Origin of the sequence: Campylobacter sp. BCW_4319 (assembly GCF_001764435.1) — a bacterium.
In the GTDB taxonomy this organism is placed as follows: domain Bacteria; phylum Campylobacterota; class Campylobacteria; order Campylobacterales; family Campylobacteraceae; genus Campylobacter_D; species Campylobacter_D jejuni.
Window position 1 is genome coordinate 45,602 of the sequence record NZ_MKAQ01000016.1, and the last position, 21,640, is coordinate 67,241.

The 21,640-nt window shown below is 31.4% G+C and carries 22 protein-coding genes and 1 pseudogene; 6 read left to right on the forward strand and 17 right to left on the reverse strand.

Annotation, left to right across the window (positions count from 1 at the left end):
* Window positions 1-27 precede the first annotated feature (27 nt).
* From fliY to aroQ, 8 genes are read right to left on the reverse strand one after another with little or no spacing between them, the layout of a single operon-like run.
* Window positions 28-870, reverse strand: coding sequence for a flagellar motor switch protein FliY (gene fliY, locus AJN56_RS05485; RefSeq protein WP_002859752.1), 843 nt, complete (start codon window positions 868-870; stop codon window positions 28-30).
* Complete coding sequence (gene fliM / locus AJN56_RS05490; RefSeq protein WP_002851710.1) at window positions 867-1,946, reverse strand: flagellar motor switch protein FliM; 1,080 nt, start codon at window positions 1,944-1,946, stop codon at window positions 867-869. Before fliM ends, fliY begins: the two co-directional genes overlap by 4 nt.
* The gene (locus tag AJN56_RS05495; protein ID WP_002851943.1) at window positions 1,946-2,638 is read right to left on the reverse strand and encodes an RNA polymerase sigma factor FliA; all 693 of its coding nucleotides are present in this window, start codon (window positions 2,636-2,638) and stop codon (window positions 1,946-1,948) included. The genes fliM and AJN56_RS05495 overlap by 1 nt, the downstream gene beginning before the upstream one ends.
* Window positions 2,619-2,975 carry a membrane protein gene (locus AJN56_RS05500; RefSeq protein ID WP_002851727.1) on the reverse strand — a complete coding sequence of 119 codons (357 nt, stop codon included), beginning with the start codon at window positions 2,973-2,975 and terminating at the stop codon, window positions 2,619-2,621. Before AJN56_RS05500 ends, AJN56_RS05495 begins: the two co-directional genes overlap by 20 nt.
* 18 nt (window positions 2,976-2,993) lie before the next feature.
* A complete protein-coding gene (gene flhG / locus AJN56_RS05505) occupies window positions 2,994-3,860 on the reverse strand; it encodes a flagella biosynthesis ATPase FlhG (RefSeq protein WP_002851985.1) in 867 nt (288 codons plus the stop codon).
* Window positions 3,853-5,307, reverse strand: coding sequence for a flagellar biosynthesis protein FlhF (flhF, locus tag AJN56_RS05510; RefSeq protein WP_002857724.1), 1,455 nt, complete (start codon window positions 5,305-5,307; stop codon window positions 3,853-3,855). Before flhF ends, flhG begins: the two co-directional genes overlap by 8 nt.
* 9 nt (window positions 5,308-5,316) lie before the next feature.
* Window positions 5,317-5,790: a 2-amino-4-hydroxy-6-hydroxymethyldihydropteridine diphosphokinase gene (gene folK / locus AJN56_RS05515; RefSeq protein WP_002851803.1), complete on the reverse strand. Its 474-nt coding sequence runs from the start codon at window positions 5,788-5,790 to the stop codon at window positions 5,317-5,319.
* Between the two features lie 2 nt (window positions 5,791-5,792).
* Window positions 5,793-6,272 carry a type II 3-dehydroquinate dehydratase gene (gene aroQ, locus AJN56_RS05520; RefSeq protein WP_070246432.1) on the reverse strand — a complete coding sequence of 160 codons (480 nt, stop codon included), beginning with the start codon at window positions 6,270-6,272 and terminating at the stop codon, window positions 5,793-5,795.
* A 90-nt stretch (window positions 6,273-6,362) separates the two neighbouring features.
* Here aroQ and AJN56_RS05525 point away from each other — a divergent pair, with 90 nt between their 5' ends.
* The 3 genes from AJN56_RS05525 (at window position 6,363) to AJN56_RS05535 (ending at window position 9,586) form a co-directional block, all read left to right on the forward strand.
* The gene (locus AJN56_RS05525) at window positions 6,363-7,592 is read left to right on the forward strand and encodes a metal-dependent hydrolase (protein WP_002857754.1); all 1,230 of its coding nucleotides are present in this window, start codon (window positions 6,363-6,365) and stop codon (window positions 7,590-7,592) included.
* A complete protein-coding gene (sppA, locus tag AJN56_RS05530) occupies window positions 7,580-8,476 on the forward strand; it encodes a signal peptide peptidase SppA (protein WP_070246430.1) in 897 nt (298 codons plus the stop codon). Before AJN56_RS05525 ends, sppA begins: the two co-directional genes overlap by 13 nt.
* A 78-nt stretch (window positions 8,477-8,554) precedes the next feature.
* Window positions 8,555-9,586: a Cj0069 family protein gene (locus AJN56_RS05535; protein ID WP_002851763.1), complete on the forward strand. Its 1,032-nt coding sequence runs from the start codon at window positions 8,555-8,557 to the stop codon at window positions 9,584-9,586.
* Window positions 9,587-9,827: 241 nt separating this feature from the next.
* Here the strand turns inward: AJN56_RS05535 and AJN56_RS08995 are convergent.
* From AJN56_RS08995 to cdtA, 8 genes and pseudogenes are all read right to left on the reverse strand, one after another.
* Window positions 9,828-10,393, reverse strand: a pseudogene (locus tag AJN56_RS08995) (hemerythrin family protein).
* Between the two features lie 229 nt (window positions 10,394-10,622).
* Window positions 10,623-11,279, reverse strand: a complete 657-nt coding sequence (locus tag AJN56_RS05555; protein ID WP_002857772.1) for a lactate utilization protein C — start codon at window positions 11,277-11,279, stop codon at window positions 10,623-10,625.
* Window positions 11,272-12,711, reverse strand: a complete 1,440-nt coding sequence (locus AJN56_RS05560) for a LutB/LldF family L-lactate oxidation iron-sulfur protein (RefSeq protein WP_002860571.1) — start codon at window positions 12,709-12,711, stop codon at window positions 11,272-11,274. The genes AJN56_RS05555 and AJN56_RS05560 overlap by 8 nt, the downstream gene beginning before the upstream one ends.
* On the reverse strand, window positions 12,708-13,448 hold the full coding sequence (locus tag AJN56_RS05565) for a (Fe-S)-binding protein (protein WP_002857727.1): 741 nt from the start codon (window positions 13,446-13,448) through the stop codon (window positions 12,708-12,710). Before AJN56_RS05565 ends, AJN56_RS05560 begins: the two co-directional genes overlap by 4 nt.
* A gap of 122 nt (window positions 13,449-13,570) precedes the next feature.
* Window positions 13,571-15,253 (reverse strand): L-lactate permease, encoded by a 1,683-nt coding sequence (locus AJN56_RS05570; RefSeq protein ID WP_002851907.1) that lies wholly within the window; start codon window positions 15,251-15,253, stop codon window positions 13,571-13,573.
* Between the two features lie 171 nt (window positions 15,254-15,424).
* Window positions 15,425-15,994 carry a cytolethal distending toxin subunit Cj-CdtC gene (gene cdtC, locus AJN56_RS05575; RefSeq protein ID WP_002851967.1) on the reverse strand — a complete coding sequence of 190 codons (570 nt, stop codon included), beginning with the start codon at window positions 15,992-15,994 and terminating at the stop codon, window positions 15,425-15,427.
* Window positions 15,995-16,004: 10 nt separating this feature from the next.
* Entirely contained in the window at window positions 16,005-16,802 is a 798-nt protein-coding gene (gene cdtB / locus AJN56_RS05580; protein WP_002851847.1) for a cytolethal distending toxin nuclease subunit Cj-CdtB, read from the reverse strand.
* On the reverse strand, window positions 16,799-17,605 hold the full coding sequence (cdtA, locus tag AJN56_RS05585) for a cytolethal distending toxin subunit Cj-CdtA (RefSeq protein ID WP_002852021.1): 807 nt from the start codon (window positions 17,603-17,605) through the stop codon (window positions 16,799-16,801). Before cdtA ends, cdtB begins: the two co-directional genes overlap by 4 nt.
* 112 nt (window positions 17,606-17,717) lie before the next feature.
* On the opposite strand from cdtA, the gene AJN56_RS05590 reads away from it, so the two are divergent.
* From AJN56_RS05590 to cydB, 3 genes are read left to right on the forward strand one after another with little or no spacing between them, the layout of a single operon-like run.
* Window positions 17,718-17,951 carry a DUF4492 domain-containing protein gene (locus AJN56_RS05590; RefSeq protein ID WP_002851632.1) on the forward strand — a complete coding sequence of 78 codons (234 nt, stop codon included), beginning with the start codon at window positions 17,718-17,720 and terminating at the stop codon, window positions 17,949-17,951.
* Window positions 17,952-19,514: a cytochrome ubiquinol oxidase subunit I gene (locus AJN56_RS05595; protein WP_002859765.1), complete on the forward strand. Its 1,563-nt coding sequence runs from the start codon at window positions 17,952-17,954 to the stop codon at window positions 19,512-19,514.
* The gene (cydB, locus tag AJN56_RS05600; protein ID WP_002851984.1) at window positions 19,514-20,638 is read left to right on the forward strand and encodes a cytochrome d ubiquinol oxidase subunit II; all 1,125 of its coding nucleotides are present in this window, start codon (window positions 19,514-19,516) and stop codon (window positions 20,636-20,638) included. The genes AJN56_RS05595 and cydB overlap by 1 nt, the downstream gene beginning before the upstream one ends.
* A gap of 193 nt (window positions 20,639-20,831) precedes the next feature.
* Here the strand turns inward: cydB and AJN56_RS05610 are convergent, their stop codons facing one another.
* Entirely contained in the window at window positions 20,832-21,527 is a 696-nt protein-coding gene (locus AJN56_RS05610) for an aspartate/glutamate racemase family protein (protein WP_002868768.1), read from the reverse strand.
* Between the last annotated feature and the right edge of the window lie 113 nt (window positions 21,528-21,640).

A 21,640-nucleotide genomic window follows, 5' to 3' on the forward strand; every position in this document is an offset into this window, starting at 1 on the left:
TATTCTTAATTTGTAGGCTAAAACTTTTTATCTTAGTTGTTCTAATCTTTCTTTTTTAGAACCAATTTCTGTAATTTGAACGCCGAAGTTACCATCGACAATTACTACCTCGCCATAAGCAATTCTTTTATCCCCAATTAAAATTTCAAGCGGATCGTTTGCAAGTTGATTAAGCTCCACAACTGAACCTATATCCATAGTTAAAACATCTTTTAAAAGCATTTTTTTATTGCCTATACGCACACGAACAGGCAAACGCACATCCATGATAAGATTGATATTTTTAAGCTCTTCGCTAAGCATTATCGCTTTTTCTTCAGTATTGTGATTAGAATCAGTGCTTGTATTTCCTGTTTCAGCAGGTTTCCCGCTTAGGATGTTATGGAGTGTTTGATCCATGGCTAAAGAAACTTGTTCTTCTAAATCGCCTATTTTTACATCATATAAAAATAATTTTTTAAAATCTTTAAAATCTACGCTTTCAGGCACAAATTCACAAGATTCTATGCTAAAATCCATTTTTGGAATGTCTTTTTGGGCTCCTAAGGTTGTAGAAAATGCTGAAATGATATTTTGGATGGCTTCTTTAGCTGCATCCATTTCATCAGGACCTAGTTTATCGTTTTTGGTGATCTCTTCTTCACCCATCATCCATTCACCAATAGCACTCATTAAAACAGCACCAGCTAAAATTCCTATTTTTCCACCATTTGCTATATTAAATATAGCATACACTAAAGGTGCTTTTAAAGTATCGCTTGCATTGACATCAAATTCTTTATATTCGCTAAATTCAGCACTTTTTCCTGTTAAACCTTCAATGGTGCTGATGCATTCATTTGTAAACATTTTTAAAAAATCATTGATCATATTTCTTCATCCTCCTCTTCAGGCTCATCATAAACACTAGCTTTAGCTTTACGCTCTTCTTCGTATTTTTCCAAAATTTCTTTGATTTCATCTTTATCTGTGCGTATAAGTTCTAAAATTTTAATAGATTTTCTAAAACGATGCAATCCAATTTGTGCTAAGAAAACATCTTTTTTATCGATGCTTACTATAGCTTTATCATCTGCTTCTCTATCAAGTCTTAAGATATCGCCTTGTTTAAGTTCTAAAAATTCATGAACATTAATTAAGGTTTTTCCTAAAATTGCCTCATATACCACTTCAGCACGACCGATTAAAGTTTTAAGTTCTTTGTTGCGTGATTTTTTGGCTGAGGTTTCACCCATCATAATATCACGGTTTGCTAAACGGCTCAATATACTTTCTAAATGTACTACAGGATAGCAGATATTTACCATTCCGCTTGAATTTCCTATGATGATTTCCATTACCACCATGATAACAATCTCATTTTGAGATACGATTTGTACAACATTTGGACTTGATTCTTTAGCTTCTATACTAGGATAAATTTCAGTTACGGTAGCCCAGCTTTCTTTAAGTCTTTGCATAATGATACGCAAAATAGAATCAAGCAAATTAAGCTCAATATCCGTAAGCTCACGCGAAGCTTCATAGCTATCACCTTGTCCGCCCAAAAGTCTATCTATCATAGGAAAAGCTATGCTTGGATTGATTTCTAAAACACAGTTTCCATCTAAAGGTTTGATAGAAAAAACGTTAAAACTTGTTGGGCTTGGCAAAGACATTAAAAACTCTCCATAAGTCATCTGATCGACTGAATGAAGTTTAGTTTCAACAATACTTCTCATCATCGATGAAATTTGAGAGGCTAAATTTCTTGCTAATTTATCATGTATGCCTTTAATCGTCCTAAGTTGTTCTTTTGAAACTCTGTTGGGACGCTTAAAATCATATACAACGATATTTCTTTCATCTTTTTCATCTTTTGAATTTGAGGCTATGGGTGTGTCGGTGTTATCATCGACAACTTCAAGTAGAGCATCAATTTCTTCTTGGGAGAGTATCTCAGCCATTACACTAGCCTTTCTCTAAGTTTTTTAAGAAGTTTTTTGTGAATTTGTGAAATTCTGCTTTCACTGATTTGTAAAATTTCACTGATTTCTTTTAGGCTTAATTCTTCATAATAATAAAGCTGAATAATTAACTGATCGCGCTCTTTAAGATCATCTAGCACTTCGTGAATTTTTTCTAAAAGTTCTTCTTTTTCAATTTTTTCTAAAGTATTGTCTTCATTATAAAGTTCGATTTGCTCATCAATGGGCAGGGTATAGCTAATAGCATGAGCTGTTCTTACTTCTTTGATTTTTTCTACATCTAAATCAAGTTTTTTGGCTAGATACTCATCATCAGGTTCGCATTCATGTTCTAAAAAATATTCATCCATGATTGCATCAATATCTTTAATAATTTTACGATTATTTCGACTCATTACATCAAGACTTCTAAGATAATCAAGCATAGAGCCGTTAACTCTTTTTCTTGCAAAACCCCAGAAGTTATCATTTTGTTCTTTATCGTAACGGCGTGAAAGCTTTATCATTTCTTCAACGCCTATGCTAATAAGATCATTAACATCTATACTTGAAGGCAAGCGTTCTTTTAGTCTAAAAGCCATAGCACGCAGAGCTGGCATGTAAGAAAGCACAAGCTCATCTTGCTCTTTCTTTAGCATTTGTGCATAAGCTTTAGGCGGCTCTTTTAGCATTTCTTCGTCTTTCTTTGAATTCATTTTTCTTTAGCTCTTCTCTTTCTTCATTGAGCTTTTCTAAAATTATATCCATTTTCTTTTCACGAATAACTAAATCGTTGATAATATTATTGCTAGTTTTTTCATAATCGTGTTTATTAAAGATTCTGCCACTAATTTTCTTTACATCTATAAAATTCATAATAGCAATATGAACAAAAACATAAAACATAAAAGTAATAAAACAAGTAAAAATCAGTATATCAAAGGCTTCATCTATACTAATAATGCTAAATGCAAGTCCTATAAAAAATCCACAAACAGTGAAAAATGCTACGTAATTTTCTGGCCTCATAATCTCTTCTCTTTATTGCTAAAATCTTTCAATAATTTTTCTAAAAAAACTTGAAAAACTACGATTTGAAACATTATCAAGCACTTTCCGTTCCAATCTATATAAAAGCTTGGAAGCTAGGGCTTTAATCTCATCACTTGAGGCTGTGTTTTCATCGCTAAATAAAGTTCTTTTTTTAATACTACCACTTACATCTTTAGAAGCGCTTAAATGACCTAAGAATTCTAAATTTAAAGGATTTTTAATGTTTGCATCTGCAACTTTTTTAATATTTTCAAAAACTTTTAAAGCTTCATTTTCATTTTTTACAACATTAAAGAGCATTAGTAAATTTTCTTTTGTCTTAGAAGTTGTTTTTATGGTTGCATACGCATCAGTGATTGCTGCAGGATCAGGAACAGTTACTACTATAACTTCATCAGCCATTTCTAAAAAATTTAAAATATTTCCACCAATACCCGCACCTGTGTCGATAATAAGAAAATCAAGTTCATCTAAAATACTTGCTTGATTTAAAAATCTCTCATAAATATTTTTATCATTATATTTTAAAATCTCATCTCCACTTTCGCCTGGGATGAGCCATAAATTTGGCTTAACTTCTATTAAAATGTCTTCCAAGGAGCATTCTCCGCGTAAAACATGCAAGAGATTTTTTTGTATGCGTACATTTAAAATGACATCCAAATTTGCCAAGCCAATATCAGCATCAAAAAGCCCAACTTTATAGCCATTATTTGCTAAAACATTGGCTAGATTCGCACTAATCGTACTTTTTCCAACGCCACCTTTTCCACTTGTAATAGCTATAAAATGAGTGTTTTGGGATTTTTTGGTTCCATTTTGACTCATGAGATTGCGAAGTTTATTTGCTTGGTTATTCATTATTTTTTCCTTTGTTAAACCCTTCTAAAATACAATGAACTAGAAAATCACTATTGGCTACTTCTAAATCATCTGGCACTTCTTGTCCTATAGAGAAAAAGCTTAGAGGAATATTTGTTTCATAAACAAGAGAGAAGATATTTCCAAAAACCTTTGTTTCATCAAATTTAGTAATAATCAAAGTATCAATATTTAAGAATGAAAAATTTTTATAAATTTCCATTAAATCTTCATGTTTGGTGTTTGCAGAAACCACTAAATTTACATCAATTTCTGCATTTGAGTGCATTAAAAATTCTTTAGTTTTAGCAAGTTTGCTTTGATCGTATTGTGAATTTCCTATAGTATCAACTAAAATTACTTCGCAATTATTTAAGCTTTTTATCGCTTCATCTAAATCCTTTGGTTCTATGCTATCAATAATAGGAAGTTTCATCATTTTTGCATACTGAAAAAGTTGCTCAACCGCACCGATTCTATAAGTATCAAGCGTAATAATACCTGTTTTATAACGCTTATCTCCATAAGCATAGCGAAAAGCTAACTTAGCTAAGGTTGTTGTTTTTCCGACTCCTGTTGGGCCTACTAGCATCATGATTTTTTGTTTTTTTATATCGCTTTCAACACGACAAGGCAAGATATTTCTTAAAAGTGAGTGAAAATATCTTTGAACCGCATCTTTGTTGGTTTTCATAGCAGCTGGCATATTTTCTATAGTTGCTTTCATAATCGCTTCTAGATGATTTTCAAGCATTCCACTTTCTTTGGCTTGTTTATAAATACTTGCAAATTCAGGAGGTATCATAAGATTTTTTCTAGCTTCAGCTTTATCGTCCCACATCATATCTGCAAGAAGATCTATTTTATCATTAAGCTTGTTGATTTGTTTTTCAAATTGCTTTTCAAAATTTTCTATTTTTTTATTATAATTTGGATTAGGGGTGTAATTTTCTAAAGGTGTGTTTGTGACTTTAGAAATTTCATTGCTAACTTCACTTAGTTTTTCTTTGAAATCATCAAAGCCTAGAGTCTTATTTTGATGAGGGTTGATTTTGTTTTGCGGAAAATCTTGATAGGTTTTTTTAGTTAAGTCATTGTTTTTTACAGTGTTTAAATTTGTATTTAAGCGAGTGTTTGAGAAATCCAAGACTACATCTTCATCTTCTTGAGGGATTTGAGATCTAATTTTTTCTTCTGCAAGAGAGGTAGAAGATGGTTTTGGCGAGCTTTTTTTTGCAGGTAAAGATTTTCCTTGTTTTTTTAAGTGTTCTTCATAGTCGCTTTCTTCTATGGCTACCATAACCTCATAAAGCGCACTGCGATTTAAGGTTTTAGGACGAATTTGTTTATTTGTTATAATTAAAGCTTTATTTCCGTAATCTTCTTTTACTTTGGGTATAATTTGTTCTGTATCTTCAACAGTAAAAGTATGTATAAGTTGTCCCATTTATATTCCTTATATCATGCCTAAAGGCAAAATTACACTCACTCTTTCTTTAGCCCCTTTATGAGGCACCTCACACCACTTATCACGCTTGACTTTTTGTGAAAAGTATAAAAGATCTAAATCAAGCGTTCTAGGAGCGTTTTTGAAAGTTCTCTTGCGTTTAAATTTTACTTCATAGTAAAGTAAAACTTTCAAAAGTGCTCGTGCATGCAAATTAGTTTGTATCAACATAACAGCATTGGTAAAATCTTTTTGCTCTTTAAAACCAAAGGCTTCATTTATCAACATAGGAGATGTGGATAAAATTTTAAATCTTTTATCATCCATCATTACTCGAAAAAGCATATCAAATCTTTTTTTTTCGGGCTCTATATTGCTTCCTAAGCCTATAAGAGCTAAATATTTAAAAGATCGTATATTTTGACTAAAAAAAGGAAAAAAACGACTTTTTTCAAAGTGTTTTACTCCTTGAATTTTTAGCATTATTATTTATTCGTTTGTTGTGTTTGTTGCATTGCGCGCAAATTTTTTATTTGTTCGCAAATTTGAATTATACCCATTAAAGCCAAGTGATAGCCAAAAGGACCAAAACCAACAATAGTTCCAGAACATACAGGCGCTATAAGACTTTTTTGACGAAATTCTTCTCTGCGATAAACATTGCTAATATGTACTTCAATTGTAGGCAAAGCTACTGCTGCAATAGCATCGCGAATAGCTACTGAAGTATGAGTATAGCCTGCTGCATTGATAATAATTCCATCAACTGTTCCAAGGCATTCTTGAATTTTATCTACGATTTCACCTTCAAAATTACTTTGGAAAAAGTCAAGTTCTACATTATTTTGCGATGCTGCAAGTTTCATTTGCTCGTGAATTTCTTCCATTTTCATAGCACCATAAATTCCCACTTCTCTTACGCCAAGCATATTAACATTTGGGCCTTGGATAATCATTATTTTCATGGATTTAACCTTAAAAATTTATTTTTAACCTTTTATTATAACATTTTAAAAATAAATTTTTGCTACAATGTAATTTTTGAAAGGAAAATCGTGTTTATAGTTGCTGCAAGATATCTTTTTTTATGCGATGAAGATTTTACAATACTAGAAAATCAAGCCTTTGTTTTTGAAGATAAAATTTTAGAATTGGGTGAATTGGATAATTTAAAAAAAAAATATCCTAAGGCTAAAATCATCAAAACACCTAAAAATTCGGTTATTTTACCTGCTTTTATAAATCCTCACACACACTTAGAATTTAGTGCAAATTCAACAACTTTACATTTTGGAGAATTTTTAATTTGGCTTAAAAGTGTTATAAATTCTCGTTCCATATTAAATGCACAGGCCAAAGAAGAATTAATACTTCAAAGCATTAAAAAAATGCAAAAAAGTGGTATAGGCACTATAGGTGAAATTTCAAGTTTTGGGAGTGATTTAGATCCTTGCTTAAAGGCTAGTCACAAGGGTATGCGTATAGTATTTTTTAATGAAATTTTGGGTACAAATGAAAATCAAGTTGAAGATAAAAAACAAGAATTTTTAAAAAGATTTGAAAATTCTTTGAAATTTAAAAATGATTTTTTTATCCCGGCAATTTCGATTCATTCTCCTTATTCAACTCATCCTAGTTTGGCTTATTTTGCTCTTGATTTAGCTAAAAAGCAAAATTTACTAGCTAGTACGCATTTTTTAGAAAGTAAGGCTGAAAATATCTGGCTTAGAGAGTCTAAAGGGGGTTTTAAAAAATGGCTTGAAAATTTCACACTTCATCCTAAGCCTCTTTATACACCAAAGGATTTTGTTAAACTTTTTAAAGGAGTAAGGACTCTTTTTACGCATTGTGTTTATCTAAAAGAATATGAATGGTTAGATAAAAATTTACATTCTATTACACATTGTGCATTTTCAAATCGCCTTTTAAGTCAAAAAAGCTTAGATTTAAAAACGGCTTTAAAAAGTGGATTAAATATCCATTTAGGAACCGATGGACTTAGCTCAAATATTTCATTGTCTTTACTTGATGAAATGCGCGCGAATTTGCTTATACATAAGAATTTTGATTTATTAGAGTTAGCCTCTAAGCTTTTGCAAATGGTAACACTTTATCCTGCAAGGGCTTTAAATTTAAATTTAGGAGAGCTTAAAAAAGGTAAAATTGCTGATTTTAGCGTATTTGAGCTAGGAGAATGTGATAAAAAGCAAGCTCCTTTGCAGTTTATTTTAAATGCTAAGGAAGTGGATAAATTATTTATAAAAGGAAAAGAATGCAAATTTTAAAATCATTTTTTAAGGCTTTAGGATGTGGTATAAAATTTATCAATACTTATTTTAAAACCTTTGTTTTATTGTTGATTGTTATATGGATTTTAATGCCTAGTGCAAATTCAAGCTCTAATCTTGCAAATTTAGAACGCATTGATTTAAAGGGTGAAATTTTTGATAGCTCTGCGGTTTTGGAAAAAATTATCAATGCTAAAAATGATAGCAATATCAAAGGAGTGCTTTTTGTTATAGACTCTCCTGGTGGAGCTTTTGCTCCTAGTATGGAACTAGCTCTAGCTATAAAGGATTTAAAAATTAAAAAGCCTGTGCTTGTTTATGCAAGCGGAACTATGGCAAGTGGAAGTTATTTAGCAGGAGTTGGAGCAAATAAAATTTTAGCCAATCCGGCAAGTTTTATAGGCTCTATCGGTGTGATTATGCAAGGAGCTGATTTAAGTGGATTGGCTAATAAACTCGGTATTAAAGAACAAACTATTCAAGCGGGTGAATTTAAAAGTGCTGGAACTTTTGCAAGAGCTTGGAATGAGAATGAAAGAAATTTTTTACAGAGTTTAATTGATCAAAGTTATGATCTTTTTACAGGTTTTGTTGCCAAGGAAAGAGCATTAGATCTTAATAAAAAAGATCAATGGGCAAATGCAAGAGTGTTTTTAGCTGCCAAGGCTAAGGAGCTTGGTCTTATAGATGAGCTTAGTAATTATGAAAATGCTAAAAAGGAGCTTGAAAAACTTGCTAATGTTTCAAATCCTGTTTGGAAAGAAGAAGATAAGATTGATAAATTTCTTAACCGCCTAGAAGGACAAACATCAAGCTTGATAAGTAAAAGCTTAATCGAAATCGTTTATAAAACTAATAGCAGTTTTATAAGCGCTAGATAAAATATATAAATATTTTTATTTAATTTTTGTAATATTTTTATGCAATAATTATTTATATCTTAGATAAGGAGTAAAATAATGAAAAAAAATATTGTTTTTTTCGAAGTTAAAGGTGGGAGTGATAAAGGTGAAGATGGCTATAGAAAAGATACCATGCCTATGGTAAATGCCTTAAAAGCTAAGGGTTGGAATGCTGAGGTGATTTTTTTTGAAGTGGGTAAAAAAGATGAAATTTACAAATATGTGAAAGAAAATTTTGATGGTTATGTTTCTCGCATCAATCCTGGCAATCTTAAAGAAGAAAATGAGTATTTTGATATGTTAAGAAAACTTTGTGCCGATAAGCTTGTAGGCATGCCTCATCCTGATGCTATGATAGGTTATGGCGCTAAAGATGCACTTACAAAATTAGCAGATACTGATCTTGTTCCAAGCGATACTTATGCTTACTATGATATTAAGACTTTTAAAGAAAATTTTCCAAAAAGTTTGGCTAAAGGTGAAAGGGTTTTAAAACAAAATCGTGGCTCTACAGGAGAGGGAATTTGGCGTGTGAGTGTAGAGGGTAATGTTAGTGGAGATAGTTTGCCTTTAAACACAAAAATCAAATGCACAGAAGCTAAGGATAATCATGTAGAACATAGAGAGCTTGGGGAATTTATGGATTTTTGTGAGCAATATATCATAGGTGATAATGGTATGCTTGTGGATATGACTTTTTTACCGCGCATTAAAGAAGGTGAAATCAGACTTTTAATGCTTTATAACACCCCTGTAAATGTAGTGCATAAAAAACCAGCTGAAGATGCTGATGCTTTTTCTGCTACGCTTTTTAGTGGGGCAAAATATCGCTATGATAAGCCAGAAGATTGGAAAACTTTGGTGGATATGTTTTTAGGCGAGCTTCCTAAGGTAAGGGAAAAATTAGGCAATTACGACTTACCATTGATTTGGACGGCTGATTTTATTTTAGATACTGATGAAAAGGGCAATGATAAATATGTTTTAGGCGAGATTAATTGTTCTTGTGTAGGCTTTACTTCTCATTTAGAACTTGCTGATGAAGTAGCTTCAAATATTATTAATATTGTAAGTAAAACTAAGGCTTAGTCTTTAAGTTTAATGTCCATTTTATTATTGCAAAATGGACATTCTTTTTCTATTGTTTTTAAGTTTGAGCTATATTCTATCGAGAAAAAATTTTCACAAAATGAGCATTTTGTATCTTTGGTTAGTATAGGATAGGAATAGTCAAATTTATCCAAAATAAAATATTTTATTTTTTATCCATTAAATTTCCTTCTTTGTCTAACTTATACTTTATTTATTATTTTAACGCATAAATAGTTAATTAGAAATTTTCTGAATATTTTTTATAAAACTGTATGGCTTCTTTGCATTTTTTACATTTAAATTTTACGCCCTTAAGTTGAATTTTTTGATGAATTCCAAATGGTACATCATGCATTTGTTCTACGCATTCGCATGTATAAAGATAAACTGTATTTTCATCATCTTTTTCTTCTTTGACTTCTTCAAAGCTTACTTCCCCATCATCTTCAGAAGTTAAAGAAGATCTTCTGTATTGTTCAACTTTCACATCTTTATAGAGTATATGTTCTAAAAGCCATTTTTTAGAAACTGTGTAAAGCTTCTCTTTTAAATCATTAGTGGTTTTTATGTTTTGTATAAGATAAGACATATCACGAATGATATTTTATGCATGATTTTGTGTTCATTTAAATAAGGATAATGAATTTCTTGCATATAATCTTCTTCATTACTAAAATGTTCTTTCATATAGTTAAAAAGTTCTGTTAAAATTTCTTTGAGTTCTTCTCGTTTTACAAATTTATAAACAGCACTTTCAACCTTGCTTGCAAGTTCACAAAGTTTTTGGTGTTGAATGTCAATCATTGTGTTATGAATACTGTATTTTTCATTCCAAGTTGGAATTAGTTTATCTAAAAGCACCTTCTTTAATTTTTGTATTTAAAATTAATTTAATATATTTGAGTGAAATATTACATAATATTTTATTAAAATATTATTAATTAGAAATTATTTATTTTATTTATATTTGTATAATATAAAAAATATATATAATTAATATTAAAAATTAAGACTTACTGATTCTAGTATAGAATCAGTAAATAATAATATGTGCAATTTGTGGCCCATGAACACCAAAAACAGTGATAAGTTCTATATCTGCTGTTCTTGAAGGCCCTGCTATAAATAAGATATTAGTAGGTAAAATTTCATTTTCTTTTTTTACTAAATTTAAAGCTTCGCTAAGACTTTTAACAACATTTTCTTTTTTAAGTAATACTATGCAAAGTTTAGGTGCAAGGCTTAGCATTCTAGGTTGGGTTTTACTTGAAGGTATAAGTGCAACTCCGTGAGAGCTTACCCCTGCTCTTGCGTGAATGATGGAAAAATCACTATGAAAAACTTCAGATCTTAAATTTTCGATTTCTTTATCAAAGCAAATCTTTTTTTCTGCTTTGATTTGTTCTAAATTTAAATTTAAATCCGCTCCATAAATCATACTTTTAAAGCCATATTTTGCGACAATTTCATTGATTTTTTCTTCTAAGGTATCTTTTGTAGCATTTTCAACGATGTATTTGTTATCGCTCATTTTTTGCTTCATTTCTGTAAGCATATCTTGGGTTGTCTGGATATGTTCTACAGGATCTATACTTTCAATGCGTGTGAAAGTTGTTTCTTTGTAAGCTTTTTTAAGATGTTCTAAAATATTTGCTTTGCTTTTGCTTGAAATTTCATCGATTTTACTCATAGCTTACTCCTTCTAGTTTTTGCACTTCTTTATAAAGATCCATTTTAATTTGAGGTAATTCTTTAAAAGCGTACCATTTTTTAATCACAGGCAAAATGCTTGCGAAATTTTGTACCGTCCAGTTGAAATAATGTGCTTTTGAAAGTGAAAAACGCCATTTATCGCCATTGGTTGCGATATTTTTAAATTGTTTAAAAGCAAAGGCTTCTAGGGCATTGTGATGAACATTATTTGCTCCTAAAGGTGGATTTTTACCTTGTCCTATTTTATCACATCTTAATTTGCGAATAAGATCAGCCAAAGGAATTTGGACTGGACAAACTTCAGAACAACGCCCACAAAGTGAACAGAAATTCAAAATATCTCCTGTATGATCTATACCAAAAATATTAGGACTGATTACTTCTCCTATAGGTCCTGGATAAGTGGTTTGATAAGCATGTCCGCCGATTTGATCATAAACAGGGCAAAAATTCATACAAGCCCCGCATCGAATACAACGCAAAGCCTCATAATAATCCTCATGAGCTAACATTTTAGAGCGATTGTGATCAAATAAAATCACATGTACTTCTTTAGGACCATCTAAATCTCCATTTTTTCTAGGGCCTGTAATGATATTGTTATAAGTTGGTATAAATTGTCCTGTGGCTGAAGGAGTAAGTAAAGAAACCATAGTAGCTGCATCTTCAAAGCTTTCCATGACTTTTTCTATACCACAAAGTGCGATATGAATATCAGGTGCTGTAGTGCACATTCTACCATTTCCTTCATTTTCTATAAGCCAAAAAGCTCCTTCTCTTGACATGGCAAAATTGACCCCACTAAGTCCAAGTTTTAAGCCTTCAAAATCTTTTCTTAAATGTTCTCTAGCCACCGCATTTAAACTTTCGGGTTCATCGTTTTCTAAATTTGCTCCTAATTTTTCTTTGAAAATTTCTCCGATTTCATGGCGGTTTCTATGTATGGCAGGTACAACTATGTGTAAAGGGGGTTCTTCATTAAGCTGTAAAATAAGCTCTCCAAGATCGGTTTCTATAGCTTTTAAACCTTTTTTTTCTAGGTAGTGATTTAGGCCTATTTCTTCACTTGCCATAGACTTGCCTTTTAAAAGCTTGGTGATATTTTTTTCTTTCATGATTTCATAGACGATTTCACAGGCATCTTCATCACTACTTGCCCAATGCACCTTAATGCCATTTTTTGTAGCATTTTTTTCAAATTCTAAAAGTCTTTCTTCTAAGCTCATTAAGGCATTATTTTTAGCTTGCTTAGCTTTAGCTCTTAAGCCCTGCCAGTCTTTAAATCTAGCATCAATAACATTGAGTCTATTTTTTTGCAAAGTATGCATGGCAGTCATTAAATTTTCTTGCATTTGTTTGTCATTGAGTTTAATTTGAACGATTTGTTCGTGAGGAATTTTTTGACTCATAGTCTCTCTCCTTCTAAGCGTTTAAGTAAAAAGTCATATAAATGTATGCCTTTTATATCCAAACCCATTCTTTTCATTGTGCCATCTATATTTAAAAGACAACCTCCATCACCACTGATGAGATATTTTGCACCGCTATTTTGTATATCTTTGATTTTGCTTCTTACCATAGCATTTGAAATTTCAGGCTCTTTTACTGAAAAGGTTCCTCCAAAACCACAGCATTCTTCTTCGTATTGAAGTTCTACTAATTCTACGTTTTTTAGTTTTTTGATAAGATTTTTACTCGCTTGTATGCTTTTTTGCACTCTTAAAGCATGGCAATTAGAATGCCAAGTTACTTTTATAGGTGCACCTTTATCTTCATAATCTACTTTTAAAACTTCATCAAGGTATTGTGAAAGTTCTATCACTCTAGGGCTAAAAGTTTTTATTTTGGAAAATTCAGGTCTGTTTTTAAAAAGCTCTTTATAGTCATGACTCATCATACCCGCACAAGAACCACTGGGTACAACGATGGGATAATCTTTATCAAATAAATCTACATTATATAAAGCGATCTCACGACTTTCATCGAAATAACCTGAGTTAAAAGAAGGTTGGGCGCAACAGGTTTGATTTTTTTTGAAAATCACTTCAATACCCTCACGCCTTAAAAGTTTTATCGCATTTAAAACGCTTTGTTGCATAGCAGCACTTCCTAAGCATGTGGCGTAAAAATACACTTTTTTCATCATTTTTCTCCTTTTAGGATAATTTAGGATAAATATTCTAATCCTGTAAAAATAAAAGCAAAGTAAAATTTCTAACAAATATTCTAAAAACGAATATTTGTTGAAATAAAACTTAAATTTTTTAATTATTTCACTATAACTTCAGGGATGATTCCTTGTAAGAAAAAAGCTATAATGCAAGTCCAAATTCCTATTAAAATAATAAAAGCTACAGAATATTTTAATGTGAATTTGAAAAGATCAGATTCTTTTCCCACAAGTCCAACCGCTGCACAAGCTATAGCAATGCTTTGTGGACTGATCATCTTTCCAACAACCCCACCTACTGAATTAGCTGCTAAAAATAAAGCTTCGCTAATACCTAGTTTTTGAGCGCTTACTTGTTGCAAGGTTCCAAAAAGTAAATTAGCACTTGTATCAGAGCCTGTTAAAAATACCCCTATCCAGCCAATGATTGGTGAAAAGAAAGAAAAAGCATCACCTGTGTGTGCAAAAGCAAGTCCTAAAGTAGTGCTCATACCACTATTTTTAGAGATAAAAGCAAAGGCCACAACCAAACCTATGGTGATACAAGGTATAGCCATTTCTTTTAAGGTAACCCAAAAGCATTCTGCAGCATCTTCGGCTTTGATTTTTAAAATAGCTATAGTTAGAAAAGCGGCAAGTAAAATCGCTGTTCCTGCTTGAGCTACGGTTTTTCCATTGATTAAATCTACACCCAAGGCCAAAGATAAAGGCTTAGCTTCTCCTATGCCTGTGATAGAAGGGCTTAAAATTCCAGTTGTGATATTGCTAAATTGTAAAGTAATACTTGTATAGCTTAAAATTCCATCCTTATCAAAGAGGGCTTTAAACCAAGGTTGTGTCCAAATGATAATACAAACAATGAGTAAAATAAAAGGTGACCAAGCTTTTAAAATTTGATTAAAACTTAAGGTGTTATCTTGAGTGAAATTGCTTTCATTGTCAAATCTAAAAATATTTTTTGGTTTCCAAAATTTCAAAAATACAGTCGTAACTGCTAAAGAAACCACAGCTGAAATAATATCAGGTAATTCCGCTCCTAGGTGATTTGAGCTTAAAAATTGAGTAGTTGTAAAACTTAGCGCCGCAACTAAAATAGCTGGAAAAGTTTCTTTAATACCTTTAAATCCATCCATTAAAAAAACTATGAAAAAAGGTATAGTAAGGCTTAAAGGAACTAGCATTCTACCTACCATGGCAGAAACTGAATGCTGTTCTATGCCGACAAGATTTGCCATAGCAATAATAGGAATTCCCACCGCACCAAAAGCAACAGGAGCGGTATTTGCGATAAGACAAAGCCCTGCAGCTTGTAAAGGACGCAAGCCAAGTCCTACTAAAAGTGCAGCGGTTATAGCCACAGGGCCACCAAAACCTATAGCACCCTCTAAAAATGAACCAAAACAAAAACCTATTAAAATCACTTGAATTCTATGATCTGGAGTAATGCTCATCACGCTTTTTTTAATGATTTCAAAAGAACCTGACTTGATAGAAAGTTTGTAAAGAAAGATTGCCGCGATGATAATCCAAGCTATAGGCCACATACCATTTGTAAAGCCTTGAATAAAACTTGCACCCACTAAATTCCAAGGCATTTTATAGGCAAATAAAGCTACTAAAGTAGCAAGTATAACAGTTAAAAAACCTGCTTGATAGCCTTTAAGTTTTAAAACAACCAAACAAACTAAAAAACATAGTATAGGTAAAAATGCCACTAAAGCACTTAGCCAAATATTTGAAAAAGGGTCATAAATTTGTTGCCATGTTAAAATTTGTTCCAATTTTTCCTCCTTGATAATTATTATGTATAAATTTATTGTAACAAAAAATTACATTAAAATAAAAAAATTATAGAGCAAGGTAAATTACATTGTATTATTATTAATTATTTTGTGTATTTTAGTAATATCATAAATATTAAATAAATATAAAAATAGAACAAGATAAAAATCTTATTCTAAAGGGGTAGCAGCTGTTAAAGGTGGGGTTATAATCATTAGTTCATTTACTTCAGCAAAAAAAATAGGATCTAGGGTGCAAGGGGCTATTCCAAAGCGTTTTTGTATAGGAATATTTGGATTAAAAAAAGTTACTATACATTCATCAGATTCCAAAACTAAAGAACGAATTTGCACAGCTGAAGTTGTTGTTGGCATTATAGAAAATACAGTTTCTAATTTACCATCTTTTAGATCATCTTGACAAGATTTTGCTCCAAAGGTTCCATCTTCTAAGATGGCTAAACAAAGATCGCTTTCTTTTGGATTTGTAAATTGCACATAACCAAAAGGAAGTTCATCAGCTAATTTATCTTTTTGTTTTAACTCATCGCTTAAAACAATTTCTTTAATATTCCAATTTTGATCAATAGGATCTTTTGAGGTATCCCTAAAGGCGCTTAAAAAAATTCCCGTTTCTAAGCTTCTTATAGAAACCATTTCGGTAAAATCTTTCAAATCTCCAGTAGGAGTTGCAAAGGCTAAAGTTATAAACATAAAAAACAAAGTAATAATTTTTTTCATATTAAATGTCCTAAAATTTTCTAAAATTTACTGGAAAATGATCTGAAACTATATGAGATCTTAAACTTGCAAGCATTAAAATCGCAGCTAAAAGCGGTGGAGTATAGGTTTGTTGTCTATTTGAATTTCCTGTAATTGCATAATCAAGGGTCCCTCCGCTTGCTTGAGTTGCGCTAGTTGGAAAAACCACTCTAATTCTATTTGCTAATTCTCTATCCACTGTACTTGTTATAGTAGAAGGATCACGGTTAAAATCCCCTGCTATCATCCAGTTAACTTGAGGCATATTTGCAAAATGTGCATCTACAGCTGTGATAATTGCTCCTACATCTGTTCCTCCATTAGCTAAAGCATGGATATTGAAAAAAGCATCATTTCCATTGCGAATTCCTATAATGGGTCTTGAAACTGTAGTAGGTGGAGGTAAAACAATCACTTCTTCAGCTTGCATTCTTGAAACTATAGCTAAATTTACACGATTAGCTCCTACATCAACGCGAGAATAATAAATAAAAACCCTATCAGGCCTTGAAAGAGTTCCTAAATTCCACTCATATTCATCAATAGGTGTTCCACCTTGTTGCACATGGCGTCCTGTTGGAGTGGCTGTTCTTGGTAAAGTTCCTGCTTCTTGTATCATTAAGATATCTAAGGGGTTTGCTCCACTTACAAGTTGTCTTACACTAACACTCCATTTGCTTTCTGTGGCTGCGGATGAGCCTTGCAAATTCCAAGTGCCAACATTAAAATTTTCTAAATTTGCAAAAGCAAGGTTAAAAGATAAAAATAAACATATAATTTTTTTCATCGTACCTCTCCTTGGCGATATAAAGGTTTTGCGGTAAAAGGTGGAGTAGTTAAAAACCATTGTTGATCAAAATTATCTTTTTTTGCACACTCTACGGTAAAAATTTTAAAAACCTTGTGAAAATCACCATAAAGATTTGTAATAGGTGCTTGTATGCATTTTCCATTTCCTAAATTTTTAATTTGAACCGCTGTATTGCTCATAGGGATAAGTTTCCACATTTGTGCGTGATTGCTTGCATCACAAGGATAATGGACAATTCCATTACCATAAGCATTAAGACAAGTATTGGTTTTGGCATTTTTAATCATTGCAAAATCATTAGGATAAAGCAAAAGTTGCCAAACTCTAGCATCGCCAAATCCTTTGCTATCGATTAAAGTATAGCCCCAAATCCAATTTCCTTGTGCTAAAGCCCAAACCGTTAAAGCTGCTCCGCTAGGGCCTAAAATGGTTAAAAAATCAGAAACCGCAGGGCGATTTTCAAAAATTAAAACATCATTAAAAGCTTCGTCTTTAAAGCGAGGATTGATCCCATTTGCTGCATTATTGTTGGCACTATTGCTTGTTCTAGTTAAAGGTGGGGTAATAGGAGTAATAGGTACTAAATCAGCACCGCTAATTAAACTTGGAATTTCTTGATTGGTAGGAAAAGTAGGTTCAAGTCCTAGTTTTAAAGGATCAGTATCTTCAAATTCTCCAAATGAACGCCCCAAAGGATTTACATTTTCAAATTTAGAAGAACATGCATAAAGAAAAAAAGTCATAAAACAACATAAAATAAAAACTATAATTTTTTGCATTAAAAACCTTGATATGTATTTAAATTTTTAAGAAAATAATAACATAAATTTCATTATAATTTTCCGCTTTTTAAAAATGTTTTATTTTGTTGTTTTTAAAGGTAGAATTTATATGTATCTTAAACACTTATATTTTAGCATCTCTCAAATTTTTAATTTTTACAAAGAAGGTTTTAAAAATTTAACTCTTGGAAAGACCCTTTGGAAAATTATTTTTATCAAACTTTTTGTTATGTTTGTGATTTTAAAACTTTTTGTTTTTGATGTAAATTTTAATTCTATTTTTAAAAGCGACAAAGAAAAAAGCACTTTTGTACTCAAAAATCTTACACTCGAAGGAAAATAAATGAACGAACTTAGTAGCGTTGATTGGTCAAGAGCGCAGTTTGCTTTAACTGCACTTTATCATTTTTTGTTTGTGCCTTTAACCTTAGGCTTGTCTTTTATGATCGCTATCATGGAAACCATCTATGTAAAAACTAAAAATGAAAGATGGAAAAAAATCACCAAATTTTGGCTTTCATTATTTGCTATAAATTTTGCTATCGGTGTAGCTACAGGCATTATAATGGAATTTGAATTTGGAACAAACTGGGCAAATTATAGCTGGTTTGTGGGTGATATTTTTGGTGCACCTTTGGCGGTTGAAGGTATTATGGCATTTTTTTTAGAGGCTACTTTTTTTGCAGTTATGTTTTTTGGCTGGGATAAAGTAAGCAAGGGTTTTCACTTACTTTCAACTTGGTGTGTGGCTATAGGAAGTAATCTTTCTGCTTTTTGGATTTTAGTGGCAAATGGTTGGATGCAATATCCTGTAGGAATGAGCTTTAACCCTGACACAGCAAGAAATGAAATGCAAAGCTTTTTTGAAGTAGCACTTTCTCCTGTAGCTATTTCAAAATTTTTACATACCATAGGCAGTGGTTATGTAATTTCAGCTTTATTTGTAATGGGAATTTCAGCTTGGTTTATGTTAAAAGGACGCCATATTATCGAGGCTAAAAAAAGCTTAGTTGTAGGAGCTAGTTTTGGTTTGGTTTGTTCAATCTTTTTGTTTTTCAGCGGAGATGAAAGCGCTTACCGTGTAACTCAAACTCAACCTATGAAACTTGCAGCTATGGAAGGGGTTTATCAAGGTGAACATCGTGCAGGACTTGTACCTTTTGGAATTTTAAATCCTAAAAAAACCATAGATAATAACGAAAGTGTGTTTTTATTTGACATTACTATACCTTACGCTCTTTCTATATTAGGAAACCGTGATCCAAATTCTTTTGTTCCAGGAATTGAAGATTTGATCTATGGAAATGAAAGCAAAGGTATAGAACCTATGCAAAATCGTATCGATAGAGGAAAAATCGCTATACAAGCTCTAAAAGACTATAAACTTGCTAAAGAAAACAATGATACAATAGCTATGGCAAATCACAAATCCATTTTAGAAACTCATTTTAAAGATTTTGGTTATGGATATTTAGAAAAACCAAGCGATACTATTCCACCTGTGGCTTTAACTTTTTATAGCTTTCATATCATGGTTGCTTTAGGAAGTTTTTTCTTTTTACTTTTCATCGTTACGCTTTATCTTACCATGGCAAATGATATTGAGAAATTTAGAAAAGTACTTTGGGTGTGTTTGTTATCCATTCCATTGGGTTATATTGCCGCTGAAGCAGGTTGGATTGTTGCTGAAGTAGGCAGACAACCTTGGGCAATTCAAGACTTGCTTCCTGTACATATCGCAGCAACACAACTTGGAAAAGTCAATGTTCAAATTTCATTTTGGATTTTTGCAGTACTTTTTACAGCATTATTGATTGCAGAAGTTAAAATCATGCTTACTCAGATTAAAAAAGGTTTTGACGCACATGCAGGACATACTCCACTTATGGGCAAAGGAGAAAAATAATGTTTTTTGGTTTAGAACTTGAAGGTTTGCAAATTTATTGGTGGTTGATTTTAAGTTTACTTGGTGGACTTTTAGTTTTTATGTTTTTTGTTCAAGGTGGACAGACTTTAATCGATGAGCTTAGCAAGGATGAGCTTGAAAAAACTATGCTAGTTAATTCTTTAGGGCGTAAATGGGAGCTTGGTTTTACAACTCTCGTACTTTTTGGCGGAGCAGCTTTTGCAGCTTTTCCACTTTTTTATAGTACAAGTTTTGGCGGAGCTTATTGGGCTTGGCTTTGTATTTTATTTTGTTTTATTTTACAGGCTGTGGCTTATGAATATCGCAAAAAAGAAAATAATGTTTATGGCTCTAAAACCTATGAAATTTTTCTTAAAATTAATGGTTATTTAGGTGTGTTTTTAATCGGAGTTGCAGTAAGTAGTTTTTTTAGCGGTTCTGAATTTATCTTAAATGAGCATAATTTTGTTTCTTGGCAAAATCCTTTGCACGGCTTAGAACTTTTACTTAATCCTTTTAATTATCTCTTAGGCTTAGCTTTAGTATTTTTAGCAAGGCTTTTAGGCGCAGCGTATTTTATGAACAATATCAATGATGAGAATATCAAAATAAGAGCTATGAAAAAACTCATGATCAATAGTATTTTATTTTTACCTTTTTTCTTAGGTTTTTTAGCGTGGATTTTCTTAAAAGATGGTTTTAGTGTAGATACAAATGGAGTTGTAAGCATGAGTGCGAATTTATATTTATATAATTTCTTAAATCAAATGATTTTTGCTGTTTTGCTTGTTATTGGTGTGATTTTAGTGCTTTTAGGTATGGTTCAAGGAACAAAAGGTTGCTCTAAAGCTATTTTTACCCTAGGACTTGGAACGGTTTTAACAGTTTTTGCTTTATTATCAAGCATTGGTTTAGGTCAAAGTGCTTTTTACCCATCTTTAAGTGATTTACAAAGTTCTTTAACTTTAAAAAATGCAAGTTCAAGCTATTATACTCTAAGCGTCATGGCTTATGTATCTTTACTTGTACCTTTTGTTTTAGCTTATATTATCTATGTTTGGAATGCAATGGATAAAGTAAAAATCACACGCGAAGAAATCGCAAACGATGATCACGCATATTAAGGAGAAAAAATGTTACATGCTTTGTTTTTATTGGCTTGGCCTTTAGTAATTTATCTGAGCTATAAATTTATAATGCTAAATATCAATCAATTAGAAAAAGATAGCAAACTATAAAGCAAGATAAGATTTAAACCGATATAAGTATAAATCTTTTCAAAATATTGCAATTTGCCCATTTTTGGGTATCTTTTAATCATAAATCTTTTAAAGCTTCATTAGCAGCATCAAGGGCGTGAATAAGGCTTGTGTCAAAAATTTTGATATTTGTATCATTTTTGGATATTAATAAACCAATTTCAGTGCAAGCTAAAAGCACTCCTTTTGCCCCTTTTTCTTGTAGTTTTTTTATAATATTTAAATATTTTTCTTTAGAATCTTGCTTGATTTTACCTTTGCAAAGCTCATTAAAAATAATATCATTAACGATTTTTATATCTTCATCACTAGGAGTAATAACGCTAATATTTTCTTCAATCAGCATTTTTTTATAAAAATCCTGAGTCATTGTGTATTTAGTACCCAATAAACCAATTTTTTGTATGTTTTCTTGTTTTAAAGCCTTAGCAGAGCTTTTTGCAATATGCAAAATAGGGATATTTATATTTTGTTGAATTTCATTAAAAACCTTATGCATAGTATTAGTTGCAATTATTATAAAATTAGCCCCTGCAAGTTCTAATTTTTTAGCACATTGAGTCAAAATTTGTGCAGCTTCTTGCCATTTATCTTGGCTTTGTAAATTTTCTATTTCTTCAAAATTAACACTGTAAAGTAAAATTTTTGCAGAATTTAAAGATTTTAATTTATCATTTATAGCTTGATTTATTGTTTTATAATAAGTAATAGTGCTTTCAAAACTCATTCCGCCTATAATACCAATGGTTTTCATTTTTCTCCTTAAGAATTAATTTTTGAGTTATTTTATTACAATATATTTCATAGAAATATGATTTATTTTTAAATAAATAAATATATTTTAATATTTTTATTAAAATTTAAAAT